Source organism: Streptomyces sp. NPDC101227 (genome assembly GCF_044767545.1).
Lineage (GTDB): Bacteria > Actinomycetota > Actinomycetes > Streptomycetales > Streptomycetaceae > Streptomyces.
In genome coordinates, this window is sequence record NZ_JBIWOD010000002.1 from 689,569 (window position 1) to 710,463 (window position 20,895).

Genomic DNA, 20,895 nt, shown 5'->3' on the forward strand with positions numbered 1-20,895 from the left:
AGCTCAACACAATAATTAAGCCCCAGGCCGCTTGACCCGGGGCTCAACTCTGAAGCGGGTGACGCGAAACGAACCCGTGAGCTTGGGTTCACCGGGGCTTGGAGCGATCATTCTGCTTTGACTTGGGGGAACGATGCTTCATGCCAGGGGCTGAAGGTGCCCCACCGTGCCCCTCCTGACCGGTGTTGACCGGCTGGAGGGCACGGATGGGGCACGGTCATTCTCGACGCTTGTGGTGCAGTGCTCTTGGCCGTCGTTTGGTGAGGAAACGTGGCTCCCGGACGTTCGCCGTACCTGCCGGATTGCGCATGCAAGCTCGACGATCGGCGCCGGCAGCTACTCACACCTAGGCGCGTGGCTCGGGCCCGGTTTCGGCACCTCAACGGCGGCAGTGGTAGATGCCCCACACCAGCAGGCCGTCACGGCAGGCCCGCTGCCACAGCGGGAGGTTCTCCCGCACCTTTGCCAGATAGTCGGGGCTGATCGCCCCGTCCGGCTCGGCGTGGAACCGTTGCGCTTCCTCGGTCAGCCGGTTGTAGTGGGTACGGAGTTGCTCGCTCAGATCCTCGAACTCCACCTGGGCCAGGCCGAGCTGCGGTAGTAGCTTTTGGTACTGGCCTGGTGTGGGCAGTGAGGGCGCGGCCAGCCGTGTCAACAGCGGCCGGATGGCCTCGGCGGGCGTGTCGTCGGACGCCATGATGTCAGTGAAGACGAACTCGCCCCCCGGCCCGAGTACCCGAGCCGCCTCGCTCAGTGTTCTGGCCGGGTCGCCGCTGTGGCACAGGGCGTCCTGGGACCAGACAACGTCGAAGTGCCCGGCGGGGAAGGGGATGTCGTCGAAGGAGCCGGTGACCACCTCGATCAGCCCATCCAGGCCGCGCTCGGCGTTGGTCGTGCGATGGCGCCGGTTCTGCTGCTCACTGATGTTGAGCGCGGTCACCCGGCAGCCGAAGCGCTCGGCCAGGTAGCGAGCCGCGCCACCGTAGCCGGAACCCAGGTCGAGGACCGTACGACCGGGGCCCAGCAGGTGGGCGACCTTGGCCGCGATGCGTTCCACGGTGCGGCGGGAAGCCGTCCCGACCTGCTCGCGCTCGTGTGCGTAGATACCGATGTGGATATCGCCACCCCAGAAGCTGTCGTAGAAGGCGTCCACGTCGCCGCTGTCGTAGTACGCACGCGCGGCTGCAGCGGCCCCTGTACCTCCCGTCCCCGTTGCCGCTGCTCCCGGTCCGTTCTCCGTTGTCTCCGTACGTTGATCGACCATGTCGAGTGTCTTGGCCCGCCGACGGCTGGGACAAACCGTCGTTTCCGGACAACGGCAGGCTCCCTGCGCTCCGACCCGCCAGTTGGCCCTCGCTGCATGCGCGAGCTTCATGGGCTTCCTCGTGCCCTGAGCAGGTCATCACGTCGTCGCCGAGGCGAGTCGGTGTCGAGTGCATGTACGGGGTCGCGGCCAGAGGGTAATGGGGTCCAATTGGGCGCCGAGGAGTTTGGCCAGGGTTTGGAGCACGCCCTTCGGTTCCGCGCGCACCTCTCCGGTCGTCGCGGCCGACGTGGCGGAGGCGATCGCACACCTCCTGCTCGCTCCGACCCCGCCATCCCGCCGGGTCTACGAACTGACCGGCGCCCACGCGCGCGACATGGATGCCATCGCGGCCGAACTCTCCACCGCCCTGGGCCGTCCAGTGACCTATGTCGACGCGCCGTACGAGGAGTGGCTGGAAGACGACCTGAAGAAGCAGCCACTGCCGCCTCACGTCTTCGAGCACATCGCCACCATGGCCCGGCTCCACCGCGAAAGCCGCTACGACCGCGCCACGAACGACATCACCGAACTCCTCGGACGCCCCCGCTCGGGTTCGACCACCTCCTGAGGAACACACCGCCCCCGCAGTCCCAGGATCGGTCGTGATCTTGACTCGTGGGTCGTGGCCTGGTGATACGACGCCATGAACTGTCCGATGCCGAAGGGGATCTCGTCCGGTCGCTGCTGCCCGCACAGTTGCGCGGGCAATACCTGGTTTGGCAGGTGGGCCAGGGGTGGCGCAATACGCCACTTTGGGGCGCGGGCCCTGGAAACCTCGGCACGGTCCTCCGTGCCCGCCGCAAACCGGACAAGGCCCAGCGGAACGGATGCGGCGATCCGCTCTTCGCGGGGCGGCCCACCGGTGGCGCCGGCGACGACGGCGTGCCTCGGTGTCCGTGAGGGGTCAGTCCAGTTCCGTCTCCAGCCACTTCAGCACGTCGGGACGCACGGGGTCGGTGATGTCGGCGAACTCGTCGTGTCTCTCCAGGAAGTTGGCCACGTACGGGCAGACGGGCACGATCCGTTTCCCGGATTCGCGCGCGTCGGTGAGCGCTTCCCGGACCAGTTCGGAGGCCAGGCCCTGTCCGGCGAAGGCGTCGTCGATCTCGGTGTGGTGGAAGACGCGCTGTGCGCCGCGGTCGCGGTAGGCGGTGAGTCCGGCGCGCCTCCCGTCGACGAGGATGGCGTAGCGGTTCTCGGTGTCCATCCGCTCCACGGTCAACACGGTGCGAGGCTGGTTCATCGGTGCCTGCCAGAAAGGTTGGTGACGCGTCGGACGGGTCAGTCGCGCGTCGGATTCCTGCGCGGCTTGATGATGGCGTTCGGCAGGGCGGGGGCGGGAAGGCGGCCGCCTGAGTACCCTTCGACGGCGCCGAAGCGGTCGGAGGCGCTCTGCCAGTCCTCTCGGGCCTTCGCGATGTCTTCGTGAGTGCGGCCGACGAAGTTCCACCACATGACGATTTCCTCCTCGAAGGGGGTTCCGCCGAGCAGGACCGTCCGTGCGAGGTCGTCCGATGCGTTGGTCAGTGTCAGCGCGTCGCTGCCCGGATGGGCGTAGCCCATTTCCGCGGGACGGACCAGGGCGTCGCCCAGGCGCACGTCGCCGTGGTCGACCAGGAGGCCGTGCTCGAAGCCGGGGTCCACGGCGAGCGTGACAGCCGCGCGGGGCTGGAGGAGGATTTCGGCGCCGACCAGGGGGGTGAAGGTCCGTACCGGGGAGACGTCGCCTGCGAGGGGGCCCAGGAAGACCCTGATCTCGGCCCCGTCGATCCGTACGGACTCGGGGGCGTAGTGCTGGAAGTCCCGTTCGGCGTTGCGGTGCTCCTCCGGTAGCGCCACCCACAGCTGGACGCCGTGCAGGATGGTGGTCCGCGGGGTGGAGACCTCGGAGTGGCAGATGCCGGAACCGCCGGTCATGAGGTTGAGCTCGCCCGGCCGTACGTAGGCGTGGCTGCCCAGGCTGTCACGGTGCTCGATCTCCCCGCTGAACAGCCAGCTCACCGTCTGCAGCCCGGAGTGCGGGTGCGGGGCCACATCCATGCCACCCGTCAGCGAGACGTCATCGGGGCCGTAGTGATCGGCGAAGCACCACGCGCCGATCAGCGTCCGGGCGCGCTGCGGCAGTGTCCGCCGCACGGTCATCGCCCGGGGGCCGCCGAGGGGCACCTCGCGGGCGGTCAGTACCTCCACCCGAGTCGCCTCGGCCGGCGACCCGCTGTCCACCGCGGCGCCGCAGCGCAGTTCCATGGGTTTCGTTTCGAGATTGCTCACCGTGGACCGCCTCTCGCGCGATATTTGTTTCATATTCAACCACCAGGGTCCGGTGGCTGCCAGTCACCCCGACCCGGCCGGCCGCGCTCGCGGTTCTCGATCCGTGCCGGCCCGGTCGTCTCATCGCCTCTCCGGCTCGGCCGGCGGGACGATCTCCCTTTCAAGGATCTTGCCGGTGGGCCCCTCGGGCAGTGCGACCGTCAGCCATGCCCTCCGCGGGTACATGTGGGCGGCGACCTGATGCTTGACGTACTCAGGCAGTCCCTCGGCCGTCGTTCGGGCCCCGGCTCGAGGGCGACCGCCGCGCCGACCCGGGCACCACCGAAGACCGGAACAAGTCCATCGTCCTCGAGGCGTTCGGCACCTTGTTCAACCAGCGGAACTCCACCGCCCTCGCGGCGCCCGGCGCCGATCCGTATGGCGACGGCGAACTCGTCTCCCAGAGGCGGACGACCGCGCTGCGACTGCCCGCCCGGGTGGTGAGCCGCTGCGCGGTGACGGCTGGGCCGCGGTCGCCGGCGGCGTGCCCGCGCCCGTCGTTGCTCTCGTTGAAGTGCTCGCTGGGGTCTGCTCGCCTGGTCAGACGGTCATGCGGGAGCGCTGACGGTTGACTCCGGTCTCGATGGTCGCTGTACCTCGCGGCTGTACAGCAGCGAGGTACGCGATGTACAACAACGCCATGACGACTCGACTGACACGGGCGATGTGGTGGGCTGAAATGGCAATCGGCCTTGCCGTGGCAGCCGCGACTCTCGCTGCGGTCGTCGCTCTTCTGGGTGCGTCGGCAGCGCAGGGCCGCCACGTGACCATGGACAGCGGGGCTTCGACTCCGCTGATCGCACTGTCCATCGGCGTCGGTATCTACGTGAGTCGCCGGTTCCGGGCGTGGGGGTTGCGTCGACAGTCCGTGCCCCGCACGTGATCTTGAAAACCGTCGTGGCAGCGATGCCACCGTGGGTTCACGTCCCACCGCCTCCGCTCTGAGAGCAGCGAAAACGGCTCGCGAACCCAATCCGTCGCCATCAACGACGTGTACTTCGCCGGCGCCGCCCCGGCCCTGCGCGCAGCGCACGAGAAGGGCGCCGGCACCCCTTCAACATCGGCGCGGGTGACGGCGATTTCCCCGCGTTCCCACGCATCAACAGCAGGCAGTTCCAGGCGGCCAGCGATTCCGAGCCGTTCTCGCAGCAGGGCCGGCAGATCCTCGGCGGACTCAACCGCGCCTTCTCCGGAAGGCCCGCCGCCGGATACGTCGCCCCGGCGCACATCGCCACGGCCGCCCACAGCAGGAGCCACGACCTGGGACCCGGCGGAAGCGACAGCCGTGAGTCCGGTCGGATGCCCGGCCGGACTCACGGCTTGCCTGGTGGTCAGGTCATGGTGTGGGGTCAGTGACCACCCTCGTCCACGACCGCGACCTCCTCGATGTTCTGCTCGATCGATTCGGCCGAAACGGCGGTGGAGCGGGCCCAGTAGTAGATCGCCAGAGAGAACGCCGTGACGATCACCATGTCCCACCACAGCGGGAGGTGGCTCTGGCCGCCGAAGCCGCCCTGCCAGGAGATGAGGCCCATGCCGATCAGGTACACCGGAAGCCACCGCGCGGCCTTCCAGTCCAGTCGCGGAGCATTGGGCAGCTGCTTCTTCGTCGCGTACCAGGCGTAGCTGCCGAGCAGTACGTACCCGATGATGATCGCCCAGCCGAGCCGCTGAAGGGTGTCCCAGCCGGCCCAGTAGATGATCAGGCTCGCGACGATGAAGGACAGCGGCGAGATCACATTGCCGCCGGGCAGACGGTACGGGCGCTCGTGGTGCGGCAGTCGGTTACGGAACACACCGAACGCCAGCGGCGCACCGGCGTACATCAGGACGCTCGCCGACGTGATGAAGGAGACCAGCTCCTGCCAGCTCGGGAAGGGCAGGAAGCAGATCACGCCGGTCACGAACGAGATGATCAGGCCGAACCACGGCACGCCGCGAGCGTCGGTCTTCTCGAAAAGTCTGGGTGCGTAACCGTTCTTGCTCAGACCGTAGGAGATGCGCGAGGTCGAGGTGGTGTAGATCAAGCCTGTGCCACCGGGGGAGATGATCGCGTCCGCGTACAGGACCCAGCCAAGCCAGCCCAGGCCCACCAGCGTGGCCAGACCGGCCCACGGGCCGGAGATGCCGGCGTAGTCCAGCTTGGCCCAGCCGTGCGCGAAGGAGGCCAGCGGCAGTGCGCCGATGTAGACCACCTGGAGCAGGATGTAGATCACCGCGCCGATCAGGACCGACCCGATCGTGGCACGCGGCAGGTCGCGCTTGGGGTTCCGGCTCTCTCCTGCGAGCTGGATGGCCTGTTCGAAGCCGAGCAGCGCGAAAATGATGCCGCTGGTGCTGATGGCGCTGAGCACGCCCTTGGCGCCGAACGGCGCGAAGCCGTGAGAGGTGAAGTTGTGCGGGTGGAAGTTGGTTGCCGCGATGACGAAGATCGCCCCGAGGGGTACGGCGATCTTCCACCAGGTCGCGGCGCTGTTGGTGTGCGCCAGTACCTTCACGCCGAGGAAGTTCACCGCGACGAAGATCGCCATCAGGACGACCGCAACGATGAAGCCGCTCGTCGTGAGGGTTCCGTTCGCGTGCAGGAAGCCCTGGGCCCACGACCAGTGACCGGCGTAGCCGATCATGGCCTCGACCTCGATCGGGGCCACCGTCGCGGCCTGGAGCCAGGAGAACCACCCGAATGACATGCCTGCCAGGCCGCCGAAGGCGTAGTGCGGATACCGCGCCGTACCACCGGCTACCGGGAAGAGGCCACCGAGCTCGGCGTGCACCAGTGCCAGGAGGACGATCGCGATCGCGCCGATGCCCCAGGAGATGACCGCGGCGGGACCCGCCACCACCACGGCCTTCTGAGCTCCGTACAGCCAACCGGATCCGATGATGGAGCCGACCGAGGCCCACATCAGGCCGATCAGCCCCACGTCCCTGCGGAGAGAACCGGATTCGCGCGTCCTCGGGGGAGCGATCTCGTCAACGCTTGCCATAGGAGGCCTTTCAGGACAGGACTGGCTGAAAATTTGCCTCAGGCTAGGGAGCATTGACGGCCTTGCAAAGAGCTGTCAGCTGAATACTTCTATTCCTTGGAGAATTCATTACCTAAAATTAGGTCCGCCGCTCTGGACAATCCGTCGAATGTGAGCCGGCGAGCCAAAAGGGCAGGCGGGGCAGCGGACGGTGACCGTCCGACCACTCATTCGACTGTCGCGGCGACTGTATTTTGAGGGAAATTTGAACTTCCGCAGCGAGGAATTGTAATTCCGGAGAGAGCCCTTCTCCGGCTACCGGTCAGGCGTACTGCCGCTGGGCCTCTTCCCGAACTCCTCGCGGAAAGCGGCGTTTATGCCACCAACAAAGCTTAGAAGGTAGGGGGTTGGCGCGCGAGGGAATGCGAAGTGAACCCTCGCGCGAAGATAAGATGCCACCCGTTACATGATCGAATATTGCGGGGGAACTCCAGGTGCATATCCGCACAGGGGCGGCTTCCGCTGCCCTAGCCGGCCTTCTGACCGTTGGCGCAGCCGTCCGGAGCGCCTCTGTTCACGCGCACGAGCCGGCTTGTGGCCCTCACCAGTCTGGGCGGCTGCCTCCGTGACGACCTCGAACCGCACCACCGCGGTATCGGGGACGACCTGCCCCGCGGACCCACGCGCCTCGCGGAGGACAGGGTCCTTGCTGTCGCGGCCGACCATCCTTTGGCCGGACGGAATACGGGACACTTGAGGATCTGGCCGGTGTGCCGTTGCTGACCATCGCGGGCGACATCCCGGAGTGCTGGCTGTGGCGGTCCGACGGCGGTAACCGGGCGATAGAGCTCTTCGGCCGTATGATCCGCGAGATTGCGCGGGCCTTGGCCCCACCGATCCCAGGCGAGCGCTACCCGGCTGATCCGCCGCCTTACTGGCCGTGCCCCAGATCCGCAGCGGACCGACCGGCTCGAAGCCATGGCGGGTGGCTGCCGCCAGGTCGTCGCCCTGCTCGTAGCCGACCACAAGCAGGGTGGGGAACAGCCGGTTCACTGCGTCCAGCACGAACGGCCAGGCCGCGTCAGGGTCGCCGTCCAGCGCGAAGGCATCGGAGAATCCGACCACTTGGGGGCTGCGGCTCGCCACGGAACTGGCGGCCAGTCGGCCGTCGGCGGACTGGCCGGCGGGCACGAAGGCGGCCGGCTCGTCGAGCAGTTCGGGCCGGAAACTGAGCCGGTTCACGCCCAGCTGCCGCAAGGCGGAGAGCTTCGCCGCGGGAATTGCGTCAGGCGCCGATTCCATGGTGATCTCCGTGTCCGGCGCGATGCCGAAAGCGTCATGCAACGCCCTGAAAATTCAGTCGAGTTCGTGGTCGCTCGGATAGGTAGGGGTTGCCGCCCTCCAGGTAGACGGATTTAGACACCTGCCCCTGCAGTGCGTTCTTGCGCATGGCGATTTCACGGATCAGGCAGTCCGTGTGGGCGCTCTTCTCCTCCCGCTCACGCCCGGGGATCACGCGGTAGTAGCAGAAGCTGCAGAGCGTCTTGCGGAACGGCATGTGCAGATACCCGCTGAACGCGCCGGGCTGCACGGAGGGGCCCGTGAACAGGGTCTCTGCGTCGGCCGGCGGTCCCGACTTATCCAAGATCGGTGGGGGAAGGTCCAGTCGAGGCAAGGGAATACATCGTGCTGGATCTCCAGCGCGCCGGTGATGCCCCACTCTTCGGGATCTCCCCGGCCACCGTCTGCCGGGGCATCCAGCGGCTCGGGTCCCAGGCCGACCGGCCGCCACGCTCCAGCGCCGACGGCCTTTCGTCCGCAGAGGCCGGTGCGGGCGGGAATCGGCTGGTCGAGGGGAGTTTCAGGCGTAGGCGTCCTCGATAACGACTCGTCGCAGTGTGCGCAGCGTCGACTGGAGACTGTCCAGATCGGTCGAGCCGAGAGCGAGGCGGAGCGCCTGTGGTGTGTGCTTCGAGGTGGTGAAGGGCTCCGCTGTGCTTACCGAGATGTGCTGACGCGCGAGAGTGGCGGTCAGGCGGTCGGCGCGTGCGTCGTCGGGCAGCGTGAGCCATGTGAAGTAGGACGAAGGGTGGCTGGTTAGTGGCAGGCCTGCCAGTTCTTGTCCGGCGACTGCTTGGCGGGCCTTGGCGTCGTCTCGTTTCTGCGCTTCCAAATGGTCCACCGTGCCGTCCTCGAGCCAGCGGCAGGCGATCGCGGTGGTGAGGGCCGGGGTGTTCCAGGTGGTCGCCCGAATCGCGCGTTCGAGCGACGGCACCCTGGACGGCGGGGCGACGACGAAGCCGACCCGGAGACCGGTGGCGACGCTCTTGGACAGTGCCGATACGTAGACGGTGATGTCCGGTGCACTTGCAGCCAGAGGCGGTGGAGGGTCCTCGACCAGGTAGGCGTATGCGGCGTCTTCGATGATGAGCAGACCGTGCTGGCGAGCGATCTCGATCAGACGGGTGCGGACAGTTGCCGGCATGACCCATCCCAGAGGGTTGTGCAAGGTGGGCATGGCGTAGACCGCGCGCACGGGGCGGGTCGCGCACAGCTTCTCGAAGGCATCGAGATCGGGCCCGTCGGCGGTTGTGGGTATGGGCTCCAGGTCGAGATGAAAGGCCTGCGCGAGCACCTTGAAACCCGGGTAGGTGAGCGCGTCGACCGCGATGACGTCGCCGGCGTTGAGCGCGGACATGACGGTGATGGCCAGGCCGTGCTGCGCACCGTTGACGATGAGGATCTGATCCGCGTCAGGAGTGATGCCGCGACGCCTCAGGTGCCGTGCGATCGAGGCTCTGTCCTGGGGGCGCCCTCGATGTGGTTGGTAGCGCAGCAGCGAGTCGAGTTCACCAGAGGTGGCCACCTCCCGCAGAGCCTGCCGGAGGAGATCGGCTTGGCCGGGCAGCGATGGATAGTTGAAGTTGAGGTCGACCGCATCCGTGGCGACGACTTGCTGATCGATGCCGTGCCCGGCGGGAACCGCGATGTCACGCACGAACGTGCCGCGGCCCTGTTCCCGGCTTACCAAGCCCATCGCTTCCAGCTCGGCGTACACCCGGGTCGCGGTCACCACGGCGATGCCCTCGCGGGCGGCGAGCCCGCGGTGTGTCGGCAGCCGCACGCCTGCGGCGAGCCGGCCTGTCCGGATGTCGGATGCGAGCGCGTCGACCAGGATTTTGTACCGCGAGGCTGCCATGCACCGAATTGTATCCATGACAATTCTTTGACTGTCCTGTTCGCGGGTCCTTACCGTCAAGACCCAGTCATCCGGAAGGACAGCCGCCGTGCACATCGCCATCCTCACCTTCGAGGGCTACAACGAGCTCGACTCCCTGATCGCGCTCGGTGTGCTCAACCGCATCAAGACCGCCGACTGGCGCGTCACCATCGCCACCCCCAGCCCCAAGGTGACGTCGATGAACGGGGTGGTCATCGAGCAGATGTCCACTCTCGAGGAGGCGCGTGCCGCTGACGCAGTCATCGTCGGCAGTGGCATCGCTACGCGCGAGGTCGTCGAAGACCAGGCGATCATGAACACCCTGCGCGGCCTGGACCCCTCGCGCCAACTCATCGCCGCGCAGTGCTCCGGCGCGCTCGTGTTGGCCAAGCTCGGCCTGCTCAACGACATCCCCGCCTGCACCGACCTGACCACCAAGCCTTGGGTCATCGCCGCCGGCGTCGAGGTGCTCAACCAGCCCTTCTACGCCAAGGACAACATCGCCACCGCCGGCGGCTGCCTCGCCTCGCACTACCTCGCCGCCTGGATCATCGCCCGCCTCGAGGGCAACGACGCCGCCGAAAGCGCACTGCACTACGTCGCCCCGGTCGGCGAGAAGGCGGAATACATCGAGCGCGCGTGGCGCAACATCACCCCCTATCTGCCCGCTCCCGCACCGGCGCTCGTCTGAAACGACCAGTCGCAAGCAGTGACCGGCCAGGAAGCCATGCCCTCGGCAGCCTGGCTGGTCGTTCGCGGCCCGAACACCTACCGAGCTCCTGGGCAGGGGGCCTCAAAGCGGTGAACACTGCGGGGAAAGACGCGGCGCAGGGCTACGTCCCGGCGCGCGAACGGATCCTCGGGCTGTTCGTCCAACCTGCGACGTTCACGGCTCCGGTGCGCTAAGACGTCACGCGCGAGCGGCAGCAGAGGTCCTCCTGGAAAACGCTCTGCCAAGCACAAGCTGACGAAGGCTGCGTCCGCAGCGGAGAGCATCCGTCACCGACGCAGCTCGCACTCGCACGCCACTTCTTGACGGATTCCTGGCCTGATGAGGCGCATGTCGACCGTAATCCGCACGCACCAACTCCCTTGCCCGGGCGCCGGGTTATGGCGCGACGTGCGTGGGGGCTGTGAAGAGTTCGGGCATGACTCTCGGGATTCGGTCACGGGAGCGGAAAACTCGGAGGGCTCACTCGGCGCTCCCGAACAGGTCGGGCGCCGACCTATGCGATGGGAGACCGACCCATGGTGTTCACTCTGGTACGGAGCAGAGCGCGGATGGCCGCGCTCGCGCTCTCAGCCGTCGTGGCCCTTGCCTTAGGCGCGACCGCCACGACCGGCGCAGCAGCGACCCCCGCACCCGCGAAACAGGGGCCGACTTCGGTGGCGTACGTCGAGGTGAACAACAACAGCATGCTGAACGTCGGCAAGTACACCCTCGCCAACGGCGGCGGCAATGTCTTCGACGTCGCCGTGATCTTCGCGGCGAACATCAATTACGACACGGGCACGAAGGCGGCGCATCTGTACTTCAATGAGAACGTGCAGCGCGTCCTCGACAACGCCGCCACGGAGATACGGCCGCTGCAGCAGAAGGGCATCAAGGTCGTCCTCTCGGTGCTCGGCAACCACCAGGGCGCGGGTTTCGCCAACTTCCCGTCACAGCGAGCGGCTTCGGCGTTCGCGAAACAACTGTCGGACACCGTGGCCAAGTACGGCCTCGACGGCATCGACTTCGACGACGAGTACGCCGAGTACGGCAACAACGGCACCGGCCAGCCCAACGACAGCTCGTTCGTGTACCTGGTGACGGCGCTGCGCGCGAACATGCCGGGCAAGATCATCAGCCTCTACAACATCGGCCCGGCCGCGTCGCGCCTCTCCTACGGCGGCGTCGACGTCTCGTCCAAGTTCGACTACGCCTGGAACCCGTACTACGGCACCTGGCAGGTCCCCGGCATCGCACTGCCCAAGTCGAAGCTGTCGCCGGCGGCCGTCGAGATCGGCGGGACCTCGCAGAGCACGGCCGCCTCCCTCGCCCGCCGCACGGTCGACGAGGGGTACGGCGTTTATCTGACGTACAACCTCGACGGCGCCGACCGCAGCGCCGACGTCTCCGCGTTCACCAGGGAGCTGTACGGCAGTGACGCCGTCTACACGCCGTAAGGCGACCGCACTCCCCAGCGCGCGGCGCCCCCTCGGGGCTTGCCACATCCCGTAGGGCCGCGATCCGTGCAGGCCGCGCCTTCGACAACGATGTCGGGGGCGCGGTGCGGGTTGACCATTCGCGCCTGTGAGGTACGGAAGCAGGGGCGAGGGGGGAACTGGCTGATACAAGGGCGAGTTGAGGGGCCCCTCGGAACAGACTCAAGGGCAGGACTTGAGACAGGAGGCACCGTTATGCGTATCCCCGGGCCCGAGCACCAGGAGGACGGCGGGCTGAGCGCCGTTGTGGCTGCGGGCGGGCTGCACCGGTACCAGTTACGCCTGCACGAGGCGCACGGACCCGTCGTGGGCTTCCAACTGCCGGGCGCGGGCGCGGCCGTGTCGGTCGCCGATCCCGTGCTTCTGGAGGCCACGGCGCACATCGACACGCGGCCCGAGGGGCTTTTCGCGTTCCTGGACCCGCTGTGCGAGGCCGGCAACCTGCAAGTGCTGCCCGTCGACGAGCACACCCCCTGGCGCCGACTACTGCTCTCGGTGCTCGCCGGACGGCCGGCTCACGAGCGGCACTTCGCGCGCTTCAGCAAGCTGGCGAGGGAGCTTGCGGACCGCTGGGCGGGGCAGGCCGACGGCGAACCTGTCGAGCTGCAAAAGGAGTTGACCGCGCTGTCGCTCCGTATGATCTGCGGGTTCGCGCTCGGCGGCGCGGAAACCGACACCGACCGTGTCGTCGCCGCGTTCGAGGAGGTGCTCACCGAGCACCTCGGGCGGCTCTACCAGGTGCCGCGGGCCGACCCGCGCTCGGCGGAGCGGGCCGAGGCGGCCCTTGCATATCTGCGCGCGACGGTCGACCGCGTGGTGGCGGCGCACCGCTCGGGCGGCCGCACCGACCGCAGCGACCTGATCGGGGCGCTCGTCGAGGCCGGTCAGAGCCCGGCGCGGATCCGGGACACCGTGATGGTGACGCTGCTCGCCGCCCACCACACCACCGGCGTCGCCGTCTCGTGGACGCTGCACCTGCTGGGCCGCCATCCCGACGCGGCCGATCGCGTCGCCGCCGAACTGGACCAGGTGCTGGGCGATCGCGCCACGCCCGATTACGGTGATCTGCGGCGGCTCAGGTACCTGGACATGGTGCTCAAGGAGTCGATGCGCCTGTTCCCGCCCGGCCCGTACGGCGCACGCGAGACGACCGAGGACCTGGTTCTGGGCCCGTACGAGATCCCGGCCGGGACGACGGTGTTCTATCCGTTCTGGGCGGTGCACCTGAACCCTGAGCACTGGCCCGAGCCGGAGCGGTTCGACCCCGAACGGTTCACGCCGCTGGAGGTGGCCAAGCGGCCGCGGCTCGCGTACGTCCCCTTCGGGATCGGGCCACGCAGCTGCGAGGGCGCCGCTTTGGCCACGGTCGAGGCCCAGCTCGTCCTGGCCGTTCTCCTCAAGCGCCTGCGCTTTCGGCCCGCGCCGGGGCACGAAGTGACGCCGGTGGAACGGTTCGTGCTGTGGGCACGGGACGGGATCCGGATGGTGGTGCGGCCAAGGGACCTCTAAAGGGCGCTGCAGACGACTTTTCCTGACAGGCTGGGTGACCTTGCTGTCGGTGGCCGGATCTGATCGTGATCACCCTTCCGCAACACCCTTAGGGCGCAGGCCAGAAGTGAACGAAGCCACCCCCAATGACACCGGTATGCGGCCATCACGTCGCTGTCGCACATTCTTCCGGTCGCCATTCTCTGGATACTCGGGGTCTATCGCGGATCCCGATGTATTCCGGGGTTCTGCTGTGGCGGCGAGAGTTCAGCGGATAGAGTATCGCGCGCTGCTCGCGATGGCGGTCGAGAGGTCGGCGAGGTCGGCGATGGGGGGAGAGCACCGTGGTTGAGCTGGAAGAACACGCAATCCGGGGCCGACTCGCCGGAGGCGCTGAACGCGCGTTCGCCTTTCCTGGCCTGCGACGCTTACCACTCGCCGGAATATCCTCCAGCGATCATCACAAAGCGGTCCACGTAACAGCGTGGGCCCTTTTTCTTTTTCGTGGTGTTCGCACTGGCGTCCGCGTCTGGGGCCGCGAACTTGACGTGCAGCGAGAAGCGGGTGCTTCGTTTTCCTGACAAGAGAAGTGTGGAGTGTGATGCCATGAACCGAGTCGGCAGAGACTCTCGCCGGTCGGCCTGGAGGCTTGTGGGGCCGCTGGCACGCATGGGGTTATCTGTTCTTTTGCTGGCAGGCGGTGCCGTGGGAGTGACGGCTGGACCGGCCGCCGCTTCGACCGCCGACGGCACGCTGACGGTCGAGGTGCTGCGCGACTTCTTCGGCACCGGCGTGATCAACGCGACGATGGACGTGCCGCAGCGGGGCATGAGGGTGAAGATCTCCGACCCCGCCGGGCACGTTGTCACCGGCGTCACCGATGCCACCGGAAAGGTCGTGGTGTCGGCGTCGACCGTGCTGAGCGGCGGCCGGTACCGCGTCGACGTCAGCATCCCGGCACCGTACAGCGACTATCTGCGGGCGGCGCCCGCGTCGACGGCGGGGAACCACTTCGACAGCTTCACGTCGTTCGTGGATGTGTCGGACGGACAGAACGCCTCGGTGGTGACGGGCGTGTGGGATCCGGCCGACTACGCGCTGCCGGACTCGCGGTACTTCGTGCCGGTCCACAACGGCGCCAACGGGACCGACAACCGGGCGTTGGTGGCGTTCGGGACGAAGACCCGGGGCACGTGTCCCACCGATGTGGCGTGCCCGACCACGCTGGCCACGCAGGACCAGGTGGGCACGACGTTCGGGTTGGCGTACGACAAGTACCGGACCCGGCTGTTCCAGAGCGCGTTCGCCCGCCGGTACGCCCCGTACGGGCCGCAGGGCGGGGGCGCGATCTACACGGTGCCGGTCAACGGCTCGGGTGCGCCGGAGCTCTTCGCGCGGGTGCCGGACGCGGCGGTGACGCGGCACGACACCGCCAACATGATCAAGGATCCCGGGTTCACCGACGCGCCGGGCAAGGAGAGCATCGGTGGCCTGGCCCTGTCGGCGGACGGCTCCACGCTGTACGCGGTGAACCTGCGGACCCGCAGCCTGGTGAGCTTCGACGCGACAGGGGCCACCGCCGCGGCGACCGAGTCGTCGGTCCCGATCCCGGACCCGGGGTGCGCGAGTCCCGACGACTGGCGGCCGTTCGGTCTCCAGGTCCACAACAACACGCTGTACGTCGGCGGCGTGTGCAGCGCGGAGAGCACGCAGCAGCGCGCGGACCTGAAGGCCTTCGTCTCCACCTACGACGGCAAGCGGTTCACCACGGTGCTGAGCCACCCGCTCACGGGCGAGCGCGGCAGTGTCTTCGGTTCCGGGGACAAGGCCACCCACTGGAACCCGTGGAACACCAGCCCGGACACGTGGGACGACCGGAAGGCGGGCAACGTCTTCATCGATCCGCAGCCGGAGCTGGCCTCCCTCGCCTTCGCCCGCGACGGCTCGATGATCCTGGGCTTCCGCGACCGGTTCATGGACGTGCTCAGTTGGGGAGGGCTGGACCCCCGCCCGGGGAACGACACGGCGGAAAACGGCATGTCCGGTGGTGACATCACCATGGTCTGCGCCACGCCCACGGGTGAATACCAGTGGGAAGGCACCGGGAGCTGCCCCAACCACGCCACCCCCGCCAACAATGGCGGCCAGGCAGCCGATGTCGTCGAATACTTCCCGGGCGATTTCTATGCCAACGCGCACCAGGAGACCGCGCTGGGGTCGGTGGCCTATATCCCGCAGCAGCAGTGGGTCGTCAGCACGGAGTTCGACCCGGTCGTCAACGTCGCGACCTCAGGTACCGGGTACCACAACATCACGACCGGTCAGGGCCCGGGCAACAACCCGTCCGCCAACGGGTACCAGTTCGTCAGCCGGGAACAAGGCGGGTTCGGCAAGGCCGGCGGGCTCGGTGACATCGCGTACGCGGCGGCGAACGCGCCGATCCAGATCGGCAACGTCGTGTGGTTCGACGGCGACCACAACGGGATCCAGGACCCGGGGCACGTGCTGCTGCCGGGGGCGACGATCAACCTGCTGGACGCGGACGGCAAACAGGTCGCCACGACCAGGACCAATGCCGCCGGCGAGTACTACTTCGGTGGTGTCGGCGCCGCGTACGAGCTCACGCCGGGCGCGAAGTACACGGTGCAGTTCGACGTGTGCACCGCGGACACCAGCCAGGTGCCCGAGCAGCCCCCGGCGAGCGAGCTGAGGTTCACGCTCCCGCGGGCCGGTGCCAACCGTGCGCACGACTCCAATGTGACCCCGCCGACCACCGGACCGTTGTGCAACGGCTACGCGCCTGTCACGGCGCCGGACAAGCCGGGCGGGGTCGATCACACGATCGACGCCGGGGTATACGTCCCGAAGGAAACGCCGACCCCGACGCCCACACCCACGCCCACACCGACTCCGACGCCGCCCGCGGCCTCCACGCCGCCGTCGCCCGCGCCGCCTGGCAACCACCCGGCCCCGTCCGGTGGCGGCGCGGGTTCGCTGGCGCACACCGGTACGCCCGGGCTGGCGGAGATGATCGGCATCGTCGGTCTGCTGGTGGGTGCGGGCGTGGTCATCGCGTTCGTGACCCGGAATCGTCGCGCCCGGCAACACTGAACGAACCGCACAACGGTGATCTGCCCGTCCGCGATCCGGACGGCACGGACGGGCAGATCACGTCCCGGCCGGTCCACGAGGGCCGGCCCTGGCGTGGTCTGCCACCGGACTGCCAAGTGCCGCCGCGAGCCCGCGGCGGCCGGACGGTGTGGTGATCGAAAGGATGAAGGGGAGAGTGTCAGCGTCGAACCGCCTGCGGAGCGTGAGAATCCGGCAAGCCCCACCAGGGCGTCCAGGTGACCGGCGCCGATGGCCGCGGCCGCGCCGGGCCGCGGCCGTCATCGGCATCGCGGCCGTCGCGGTGGCCGCGGTGGCCGCGTTCCTGGTCGCCGACGGCGGCTCCGACGCCGGCGGTCCGCGCCCGCTGACGACGGATGAGGCGAGCCGGCTGGCGATCACGCGATTCCGTAACTACCAGGCGCAGGGCCGCGCGGTGACGCTCACCGTGCCGGGCGCTGCCGGCGGACTGACCGTCACCGGGTCCGTCGACTATCGGCGCAAGGTCGGTTACGGCGTGGTGCACGGCACCGGGCGCGACAAGTCCAGCGACGGGCTGATCCAGTGGACGCCCACCTCGGTGCAGGTCCGCCCGCTGCCGGACGCCCCGGCGCACGCACCCACGTCGCCGCCCCGTTCGGGCTGGTACGACCGTCCGCTGCTGTCGTCCGGCAGCGCGCTGGACACTTCGCTGGCCATCGCGCTCAGGCTCGGCAGCGACCGGCCGGACAACGCCGAACTGCTGCCGCAGAACGGTGCCGCCTGGTGGGGACGAGACCAGGTGAACGGGCATCGGGTGGACGTCATGGCCGGGCCGTCCTCCCCTGACCGCGCCGGTACGGCGGGCAACGTGCGCTACTGGATCGGCTCCGACGGCACCATGTACCGGGTCCGCGTCAGCGTGGGTTCCGAGTCGCAGCCGGTGGTCATCGAGTTCGACACCCGGAAGTACGTGCCGGTCGAGCCGGTGCCCGGAGTCACCCCGGCCCGGTAGCCGCTGTTCAGGACGTCTGCACCCGCGCGTTCGCGGCGAGCAGGGACGCTGACGGCAGCGTGACGTCTGATGTCTTCGGCAGCGCCGGAACGGCCGGGACAGCGGTGGCGCCCGTAGTGGTGGCGTGGGGGAACTGCGGCTGCGGACCCGGCGCCGTGACCTCGGTGAACGGGATGCCACCGGGCGCCGTCGGCATCGCCCACCTGCCGGCCGGCGAAGGCGACCGGTCCGGAAGCGGGCAGGGCACGGTGGTCGCGAGACGGGCGGGCACTGTGGTGCGCAGATCGTTGCCACGCAGGCAGTTGCCCCGTCCCCGCGTGGCGCTGGGGAACGTCCAGCCGACGTCGATGCCGTTGCCGGTGAACGTGTTGTCCACGATCTGGTTGCCGACCGGAGGTATGTCGGCGGTTGCGCTGATCACCAGCCCGGCGTTGCGGTTGTCGGCGATGCGGTTGCGGAGGAACTGATTGTCGCTGCCGCCGTCGATGCCGATGCCGGTGCCCCACCCGCCGTCGGCCTGCTCCGGGGTGGCCGTCTGCTGGTTGGCAGCGATCAGGTTGCCCGCGATGACGGCGCCCTGCTGCGGGAGCAGCTTCTCCTGGTGGTCGGAGTTGGTGGTCAGGCCGACCCGGTTGCCGACCAGGCGGTTGCCGACCACGTACATGTCGCCACTGGCGTTGGTGCCTTCGTAACCGATCGCGTTGAGTTCGGCGATGTTGTCCCGCACCGCAATGTGACAGGGCTTGCACTGTCCGACGTAGATCCCCGAGTCGGCCCCGCCCGAGGTGTACGAATGCTCGATGACACCGTTCTGCGCGGAGAACGCATAGATGCCGTACAGACCGTTGCGGGTCGCGGTCACGTAGGAGACCAGGAACGACTTCAGGAAGGTGACGGGCTCGTGGCCGGTATCGTAGCCCCCGGCATGCCCCGGTAGCCCGGCGGCCGCTTTCGCCGAACCGGTGACCAGGACCCCGTTCTGCGTGTTGTTCTGCACGGTCAGGTTCTCCACAGCCACCCCGGGCGCGGTGACGACGATGCCGTTCGGTTGCTGCAACCGCCCGTCGATGACGACCTTGTCCCGGGACTGACCACGAAGGGTGACACGAGGCGTGGAGACCTTCACCGACTCGTGGTACACCCCCGACGCGACCAACACCAGGTCACCAGGGTGAGCGAGCGACACCGCATCCGCGATCGTCGGGGCATCAGCCGGCACTCTGATCGTCACGTGCGCGCCGGGTGGTCGCCGGCCGTGGTTCGACCCGTCATCGCCGGGCCCGCAGCCCGCCAGTACGCATGTCAGGGTGCTCAGTAACGCGACCATCAGGCTAAGCCGGAGACGAGGCATGGCCGCATCCTGGCATGAAGTCATCCCTGCACGGGGGCCAACCAACTCGGCTCCGTCACAACGGATATGGCATTCGACGAACTCGCCCTCCGGCAGAAGGGATATGGCATTCTCCACACCGTGAGCCGAGCTGACTCCCGTCCATCACGCCGCGCGTTCATCGGTGCCACCGGGGCCGTGGCGGCCACCGGGCTCACCGCCGGGTGCGAATCGCCCGCGCCGAAGCCAAGTCGGCACCCTTCCCCCGCGTCACCTGCGAAAGTGTCGCCAACCGGCCGCTATCAGGCAGGCATCACGCTCCCGCAACCTGCCCAGCCGAATCTCCTGGCGGTGGTGGCCGACCTCGGCGACGCCGTGGCCGTCGGCCCCCTGCTTGCCGAACTCGGTCAGGCCGTTCTCACGCTCACCGCGGGGACCGATCCACGACTGCTGGGCCTGCCGCCGGGCGATCTCACCGTGACGATCGGGGTGGGCCCACGGCTGGTGCGCAGGGCCGATCCCTCCCTGCCCGGCGCGGCAGACCTCCCCCGGTTCTCCCGCGAGCGGATCGCCCCGCAAGCACGCGGCGGGGACCTGCTGATGCAGATCTGCGCCGGCGACCCCTTGCTGTTACCGGTCGTCGCCGCCGCACTTCTGGAGCAGGCCGGCCACCGGATACGTGAACGCTGGCGGCAGTCCGGACGCCGCGGTCCGAACGTCCCCGTGGACAAGGACATCTCCGCGCCACGAAACCTGCTCGGTTTCATCGACGGCGTAGTGGGCCCGCACACGGCCGCCGAACACCAACGCCATCTGTGGCTGGCCGGGCCGGCTGCCGTCGGCGGCGGCACGATCGCCGTAGTACGGCGCATGGAACTCGACCTGCCGCGGTTCACCGCGCTCTCCGTCGCCGACCAGGAGGCGGTCTTCGGCCGACGCAGAGCCACCGGCGCGCCCCTCTCCGGCGGGACCGCAGCCGGGGACCCTGACCTCGGCGCCAAAACACCGGACGGGCGCTACCTCGTCCCGGCCGACGCCCACGTCCGCCGGGCCAACCCCAACGTGGTCGGCGTCGGCCTCATGCTCCGCCGCTCCTACAGCACCGACGAGCCCGCCCCCGGCCTGCTCTTCATCAGCTTCCAGAACGACATACGCACATTCACCAACACCCTTGCGCGTATGGATGACTCCGACGCACTGCTGCGATTCACCACCACCACCGCCAGCGCAACATTCCTCATCCTCCCCGGCTTCGACCAGCAGCACCCGCTCGGCGCCAAGATGTTCCGCTGAAGAGGGCCGGCGGGCATGCTCGGCGTACGGAAGGGTTGCGTGGCAGCAGCCAAGGTCCTCGGGCCGGATCAGGCCGGGAGGAAGGCCGCGGCCGTCGCCGCGCCGAGGCACGCGCCGGCCACGGTCTGGGCGATGGTGTGGTAGGTCAGTGCCACCCGGGACCAACACACCGCGGTGGTGAGCAGGTAGGCGAGCAGCCACCAGGGCGAGTGCACGACGGCGAGCAATGCGGGGACCGCGGACGCGACCGCGGAGTCCACGCTGATCTTCCATACCGTGTTCACGGTCAGGAGGACGATGGTCATGGCCCACAGGGCGAGCATGGCGACGAGGATGCCGGTCGGGGCGTGGCCGAGGACCATGACGAGCGACCCGAGCCCGATGGATGCCAGGATCACCAGGAAGATCGGGGCACGCTTCGCACGGTCTACGACGTGCCGGTCACCCCAGGTGCCCCGCTTGCGCTCCCACTCGATGTACCCGGCCGGGATGAGCCCGGCGCACAGTGCACCGAGCAGGCCCCATGGAATGCCGGTCCAGTCGCCGGCGGCCGCCAGGCCGATGCCGACCATGCCGACGACGAGGACGTTACGGGGCTGAAGGACATCAGTGACGGTCCGGGCCGTAATGGCGTAACTCGTCACGTGGTCGTCCCCCTGGCGGTGAGCAAGC

The 20,895-nt window shown here is 68.4% G+C and carries 16 protein-coding genes and 1 pseudogene; 8 read left to right on the plus strand and 9 right to left on the minus strand.

Annotated elements, in window-relative coordinates; all coding sequences use genetic code 11:
* Positions 1-379: 379 nt before the first annotated feature.
* Positions 380-1,264: an SAM-dependent methyltransferase gene (locus ACIRPT_RS06760; RefSeq protein WP_403823268.1), complete on the minus strand. Its 885-nt coding sequence runs from the start codon at positions 1,262-1,264 to the stop codon at positions 380-382.
* A gap of 226 nt (positions 1,265-1,490) precedes the next feature.
* Between ACIRPT_RS06760 and ACIRPT_RS06765 the strand changes: the two genes are divergently transcribed.
* On the plus strand, positions 1,491-1,874 hold the full coding sequence (locus ACIRPT_RS06765) for a hypothetical protein (RefSeq protein WP_403823271.1): 384 nt from the start codon (positions 1,491-1,493) through the stop codon (positions 1,872-1,874).
* Positions 1,875-2,210: 336 nt separating this feature from the next.
* Here ACIRPT_RS06765 and ACIRPT_RS06770 read toward each other — a convergent pair whose 3' ends face one another.
* Positions 2,211-2,549, minus strand: coding sequence for a GNAT family N-acetyltransferase (locus ACIRPT_RS06770; RefSeq protein ID WP_403823274.1), 339 nt, complete (start codon positions 2,547-2,549; stop codon positions 2,211-2,213).
* Positions 2,550-2,587: 38 nt separating this feature from the next.
* Entirely contained in the window at positions 2,588-3,577 is a 990-nt protein-coding gene (locus ACIRPT_RS06775) for a pirin family protein (RefSeq protein ID WP_403823277.1), read from the minus strand.
* 1,006 nt (positions 3,578-4,583) lie between these two features.
* Between ACIRPT_RS06775 and ACIRPT_RS06780 the strand changes: the two are divergent.
* Positions 4,584-4,886: pseudogene (locus ACIRPT_RS06780) on the plus strand (sugar ABC transporter substrate-binding protein); the annotation flags it as partial.
* A gap of 79 nt (positions 4,887-4,965) precedes the next feature.
* Here the strand turns inward: ACIRPT_RS06780 and ACIRPT_RS06785 are convergent.
* The 4 genes from ACIRPT_RS06785 to ACIRPT_RS06800 form a co-directional block, all read right to left on the minus strand.
* The gene (locus tag ACIRPT_RS06785; RefSeq protein WP_403823280.1) at positions 4,966-6,603 is read right to left on the minus strand and encodes an APC family permease; all 1,638 of its coding nucleotides are present in this window, start codon (positions 6,601-6,603) and stop codon (positions 4,966-4,968) included.
* A gap of 441 nt (positions 6,604-7,044) precedes the next feature.
* Positions 7,045-7,926, minus strand: coding sequence for a hypothetical protein (locus tag ACIRPT_RS06790; RefSeq protein ID WP_403823283.1), 882 nt, complete (start codon positions 7,924-7,926; stop codon positions 7,045-7,047).
* A complete protein-coding gene (locus ACIRPT_RS06795) occupies positions 7,919-8,257 on the minus strand; it encodes a hypothetical protein (RefSeq protein ID WP_403823286.1) in 339 nt (112 codons plus the stop codon). The genes ACIRPT_RS06790 and ACIRPT_RS06795 overlap by 8 nt, the downstream gene beginning before the upstream one ends.
* Before the next feature lie 186 nt (positions 8,258-8,443).
* Positions 8,444-9,781 (minus strand): PLP-dependent aminotransferase family protein, encoded by a 1,338-nt coding sequence (locus tag ACIRPT_RS06800; protein WP_403823289.1) that lies wholly within the window; start codon positions 9,779-9,781, stop codon positions 8,444-8,446.
* Positions 9,782-9,869: 88 nt separating this feature from the next.
* Here ACIRPT_RS06800 and ACIRPT_RS06805 point away from each other — a divergent pair, with 88 nt between their 5' ends.
* The 5 genes from ACIRPT_RS06805 to ACIRPT_RS06825 all read left to right on the plus strand — a co-directional run bounded on the left by ACIRPT_RS06805 (position 9,870) and on the right by ACIRPT_RS06825 (position 17,600).
* Entirely contained in the window at positions 9,870-10,493 is a 624-nt protein-coding gene (locus ACIRPT_RS06805) for a DJ-1/PfpI family protein (RefSeq protein ID WP_403823292.1), read from the plus strand.
* Between the two features lie 557 nt (positions 10,494-11,050).
* On the plus strand, positions 11,051-11,971 hold the full coding sequence (locus ACIRPT_RS06810; protein ID WP_403823295.1) for an endo-beta-N-acetylglucosaminidase H: 921 nt from the start codon (positions 11,051-11,053) through the stop codon (positions 11,969-11,971).
* A 234-nt stretch (positions 11,972-12,205) separates the two neighbouring features.
* A complete protein-coding gene (locus ACIRPT_RS06815; RefSeq protein ID WP_403823298.1) occupies positions 12,206-13,519 on the plus strand; it encodes a cytochrome P450 in 1,314 nt (437 codons plus the stop codon).
* Positions 13,520-14,167: 648 nt separating this feature from the next.
* Positions 14,168-16,609: an SdrD B-like domain-containing protein gene (locus ACIRPT_RS06820; protein ID WP_403823419.1), complete on the plus strand. Its 2,442-nt coding sequence runs from the start codon at positions 14,168-14,170 to the stop codon at positions 16,607-16,609.
* 310 nt (positions 16,610-16,919) lie between these two features.
* Positions 16,920-17,600 carry a hypothetical protein gene (locus tag ACIRPT_RS06825; RefSeq protein WP_403823422.1) on the plus strand — a complete coding sequence of 227 codons (681 nt, stop codon included), beginning with the start codon at positions 16,920-16,922 and terminating at the stop codon, positions 17,598-17,600.
* Between the two features lie 7 nt (positions 17,601-17,607).
* On the opposite strand, the gene ACIRPT_RS06830 is transcribed toward ACIRPT_RS06825, so the two are convergent.
* Positions 17,608-18,819 (minus strand): right-handed parallel beta-helix repeat-containing protein, encoded by a 1,212-nt coding sequence (locus ACIRPT_RS06830; RefSeq protein WP_403823425.1) that lies wholly within the window; start codon positions 18,817-18,819, stop codon positions 17,608-17,610.
* A 252-nt stretch (positions 18,820-19,071) separates the two neighbouring features.
* Here ACIRPT_RS06830 and ACIRPT_RS06835 point away from each other — a divergent pair, with 252 nt between their 5' ends.
* Entirely contained in the window at positions 19,072-20,223 is a 1,152-nt protein-coding gene (locus ACIRPT_RS06835) for a Dyp-type peroxidase (protein WP_403823301.1), read from the plus strand.
* Between the two features lie 68 nt (positions 20,224-20,291).
* Here ACIRPT_RS06835 and ACIRPT_RS06840 read toward each other — a convergent pair whose 3' ends face one another.
* Positions 20,292-20,867 carry a hypothetical protein gene (locus tag ACIRPT_RS06840; RefSeq protein WP_403823304.1) on the minus strand — a complete coding sequence of 192 codons (576 nt, stop codon included), beginning with the start codon at positions 20,865-20,867 and terminating at the stop codon, positions 20,292-20,294.
* Between the last annotated feature and the right edge of the window lie 28 nt (positions 20,868-20,895).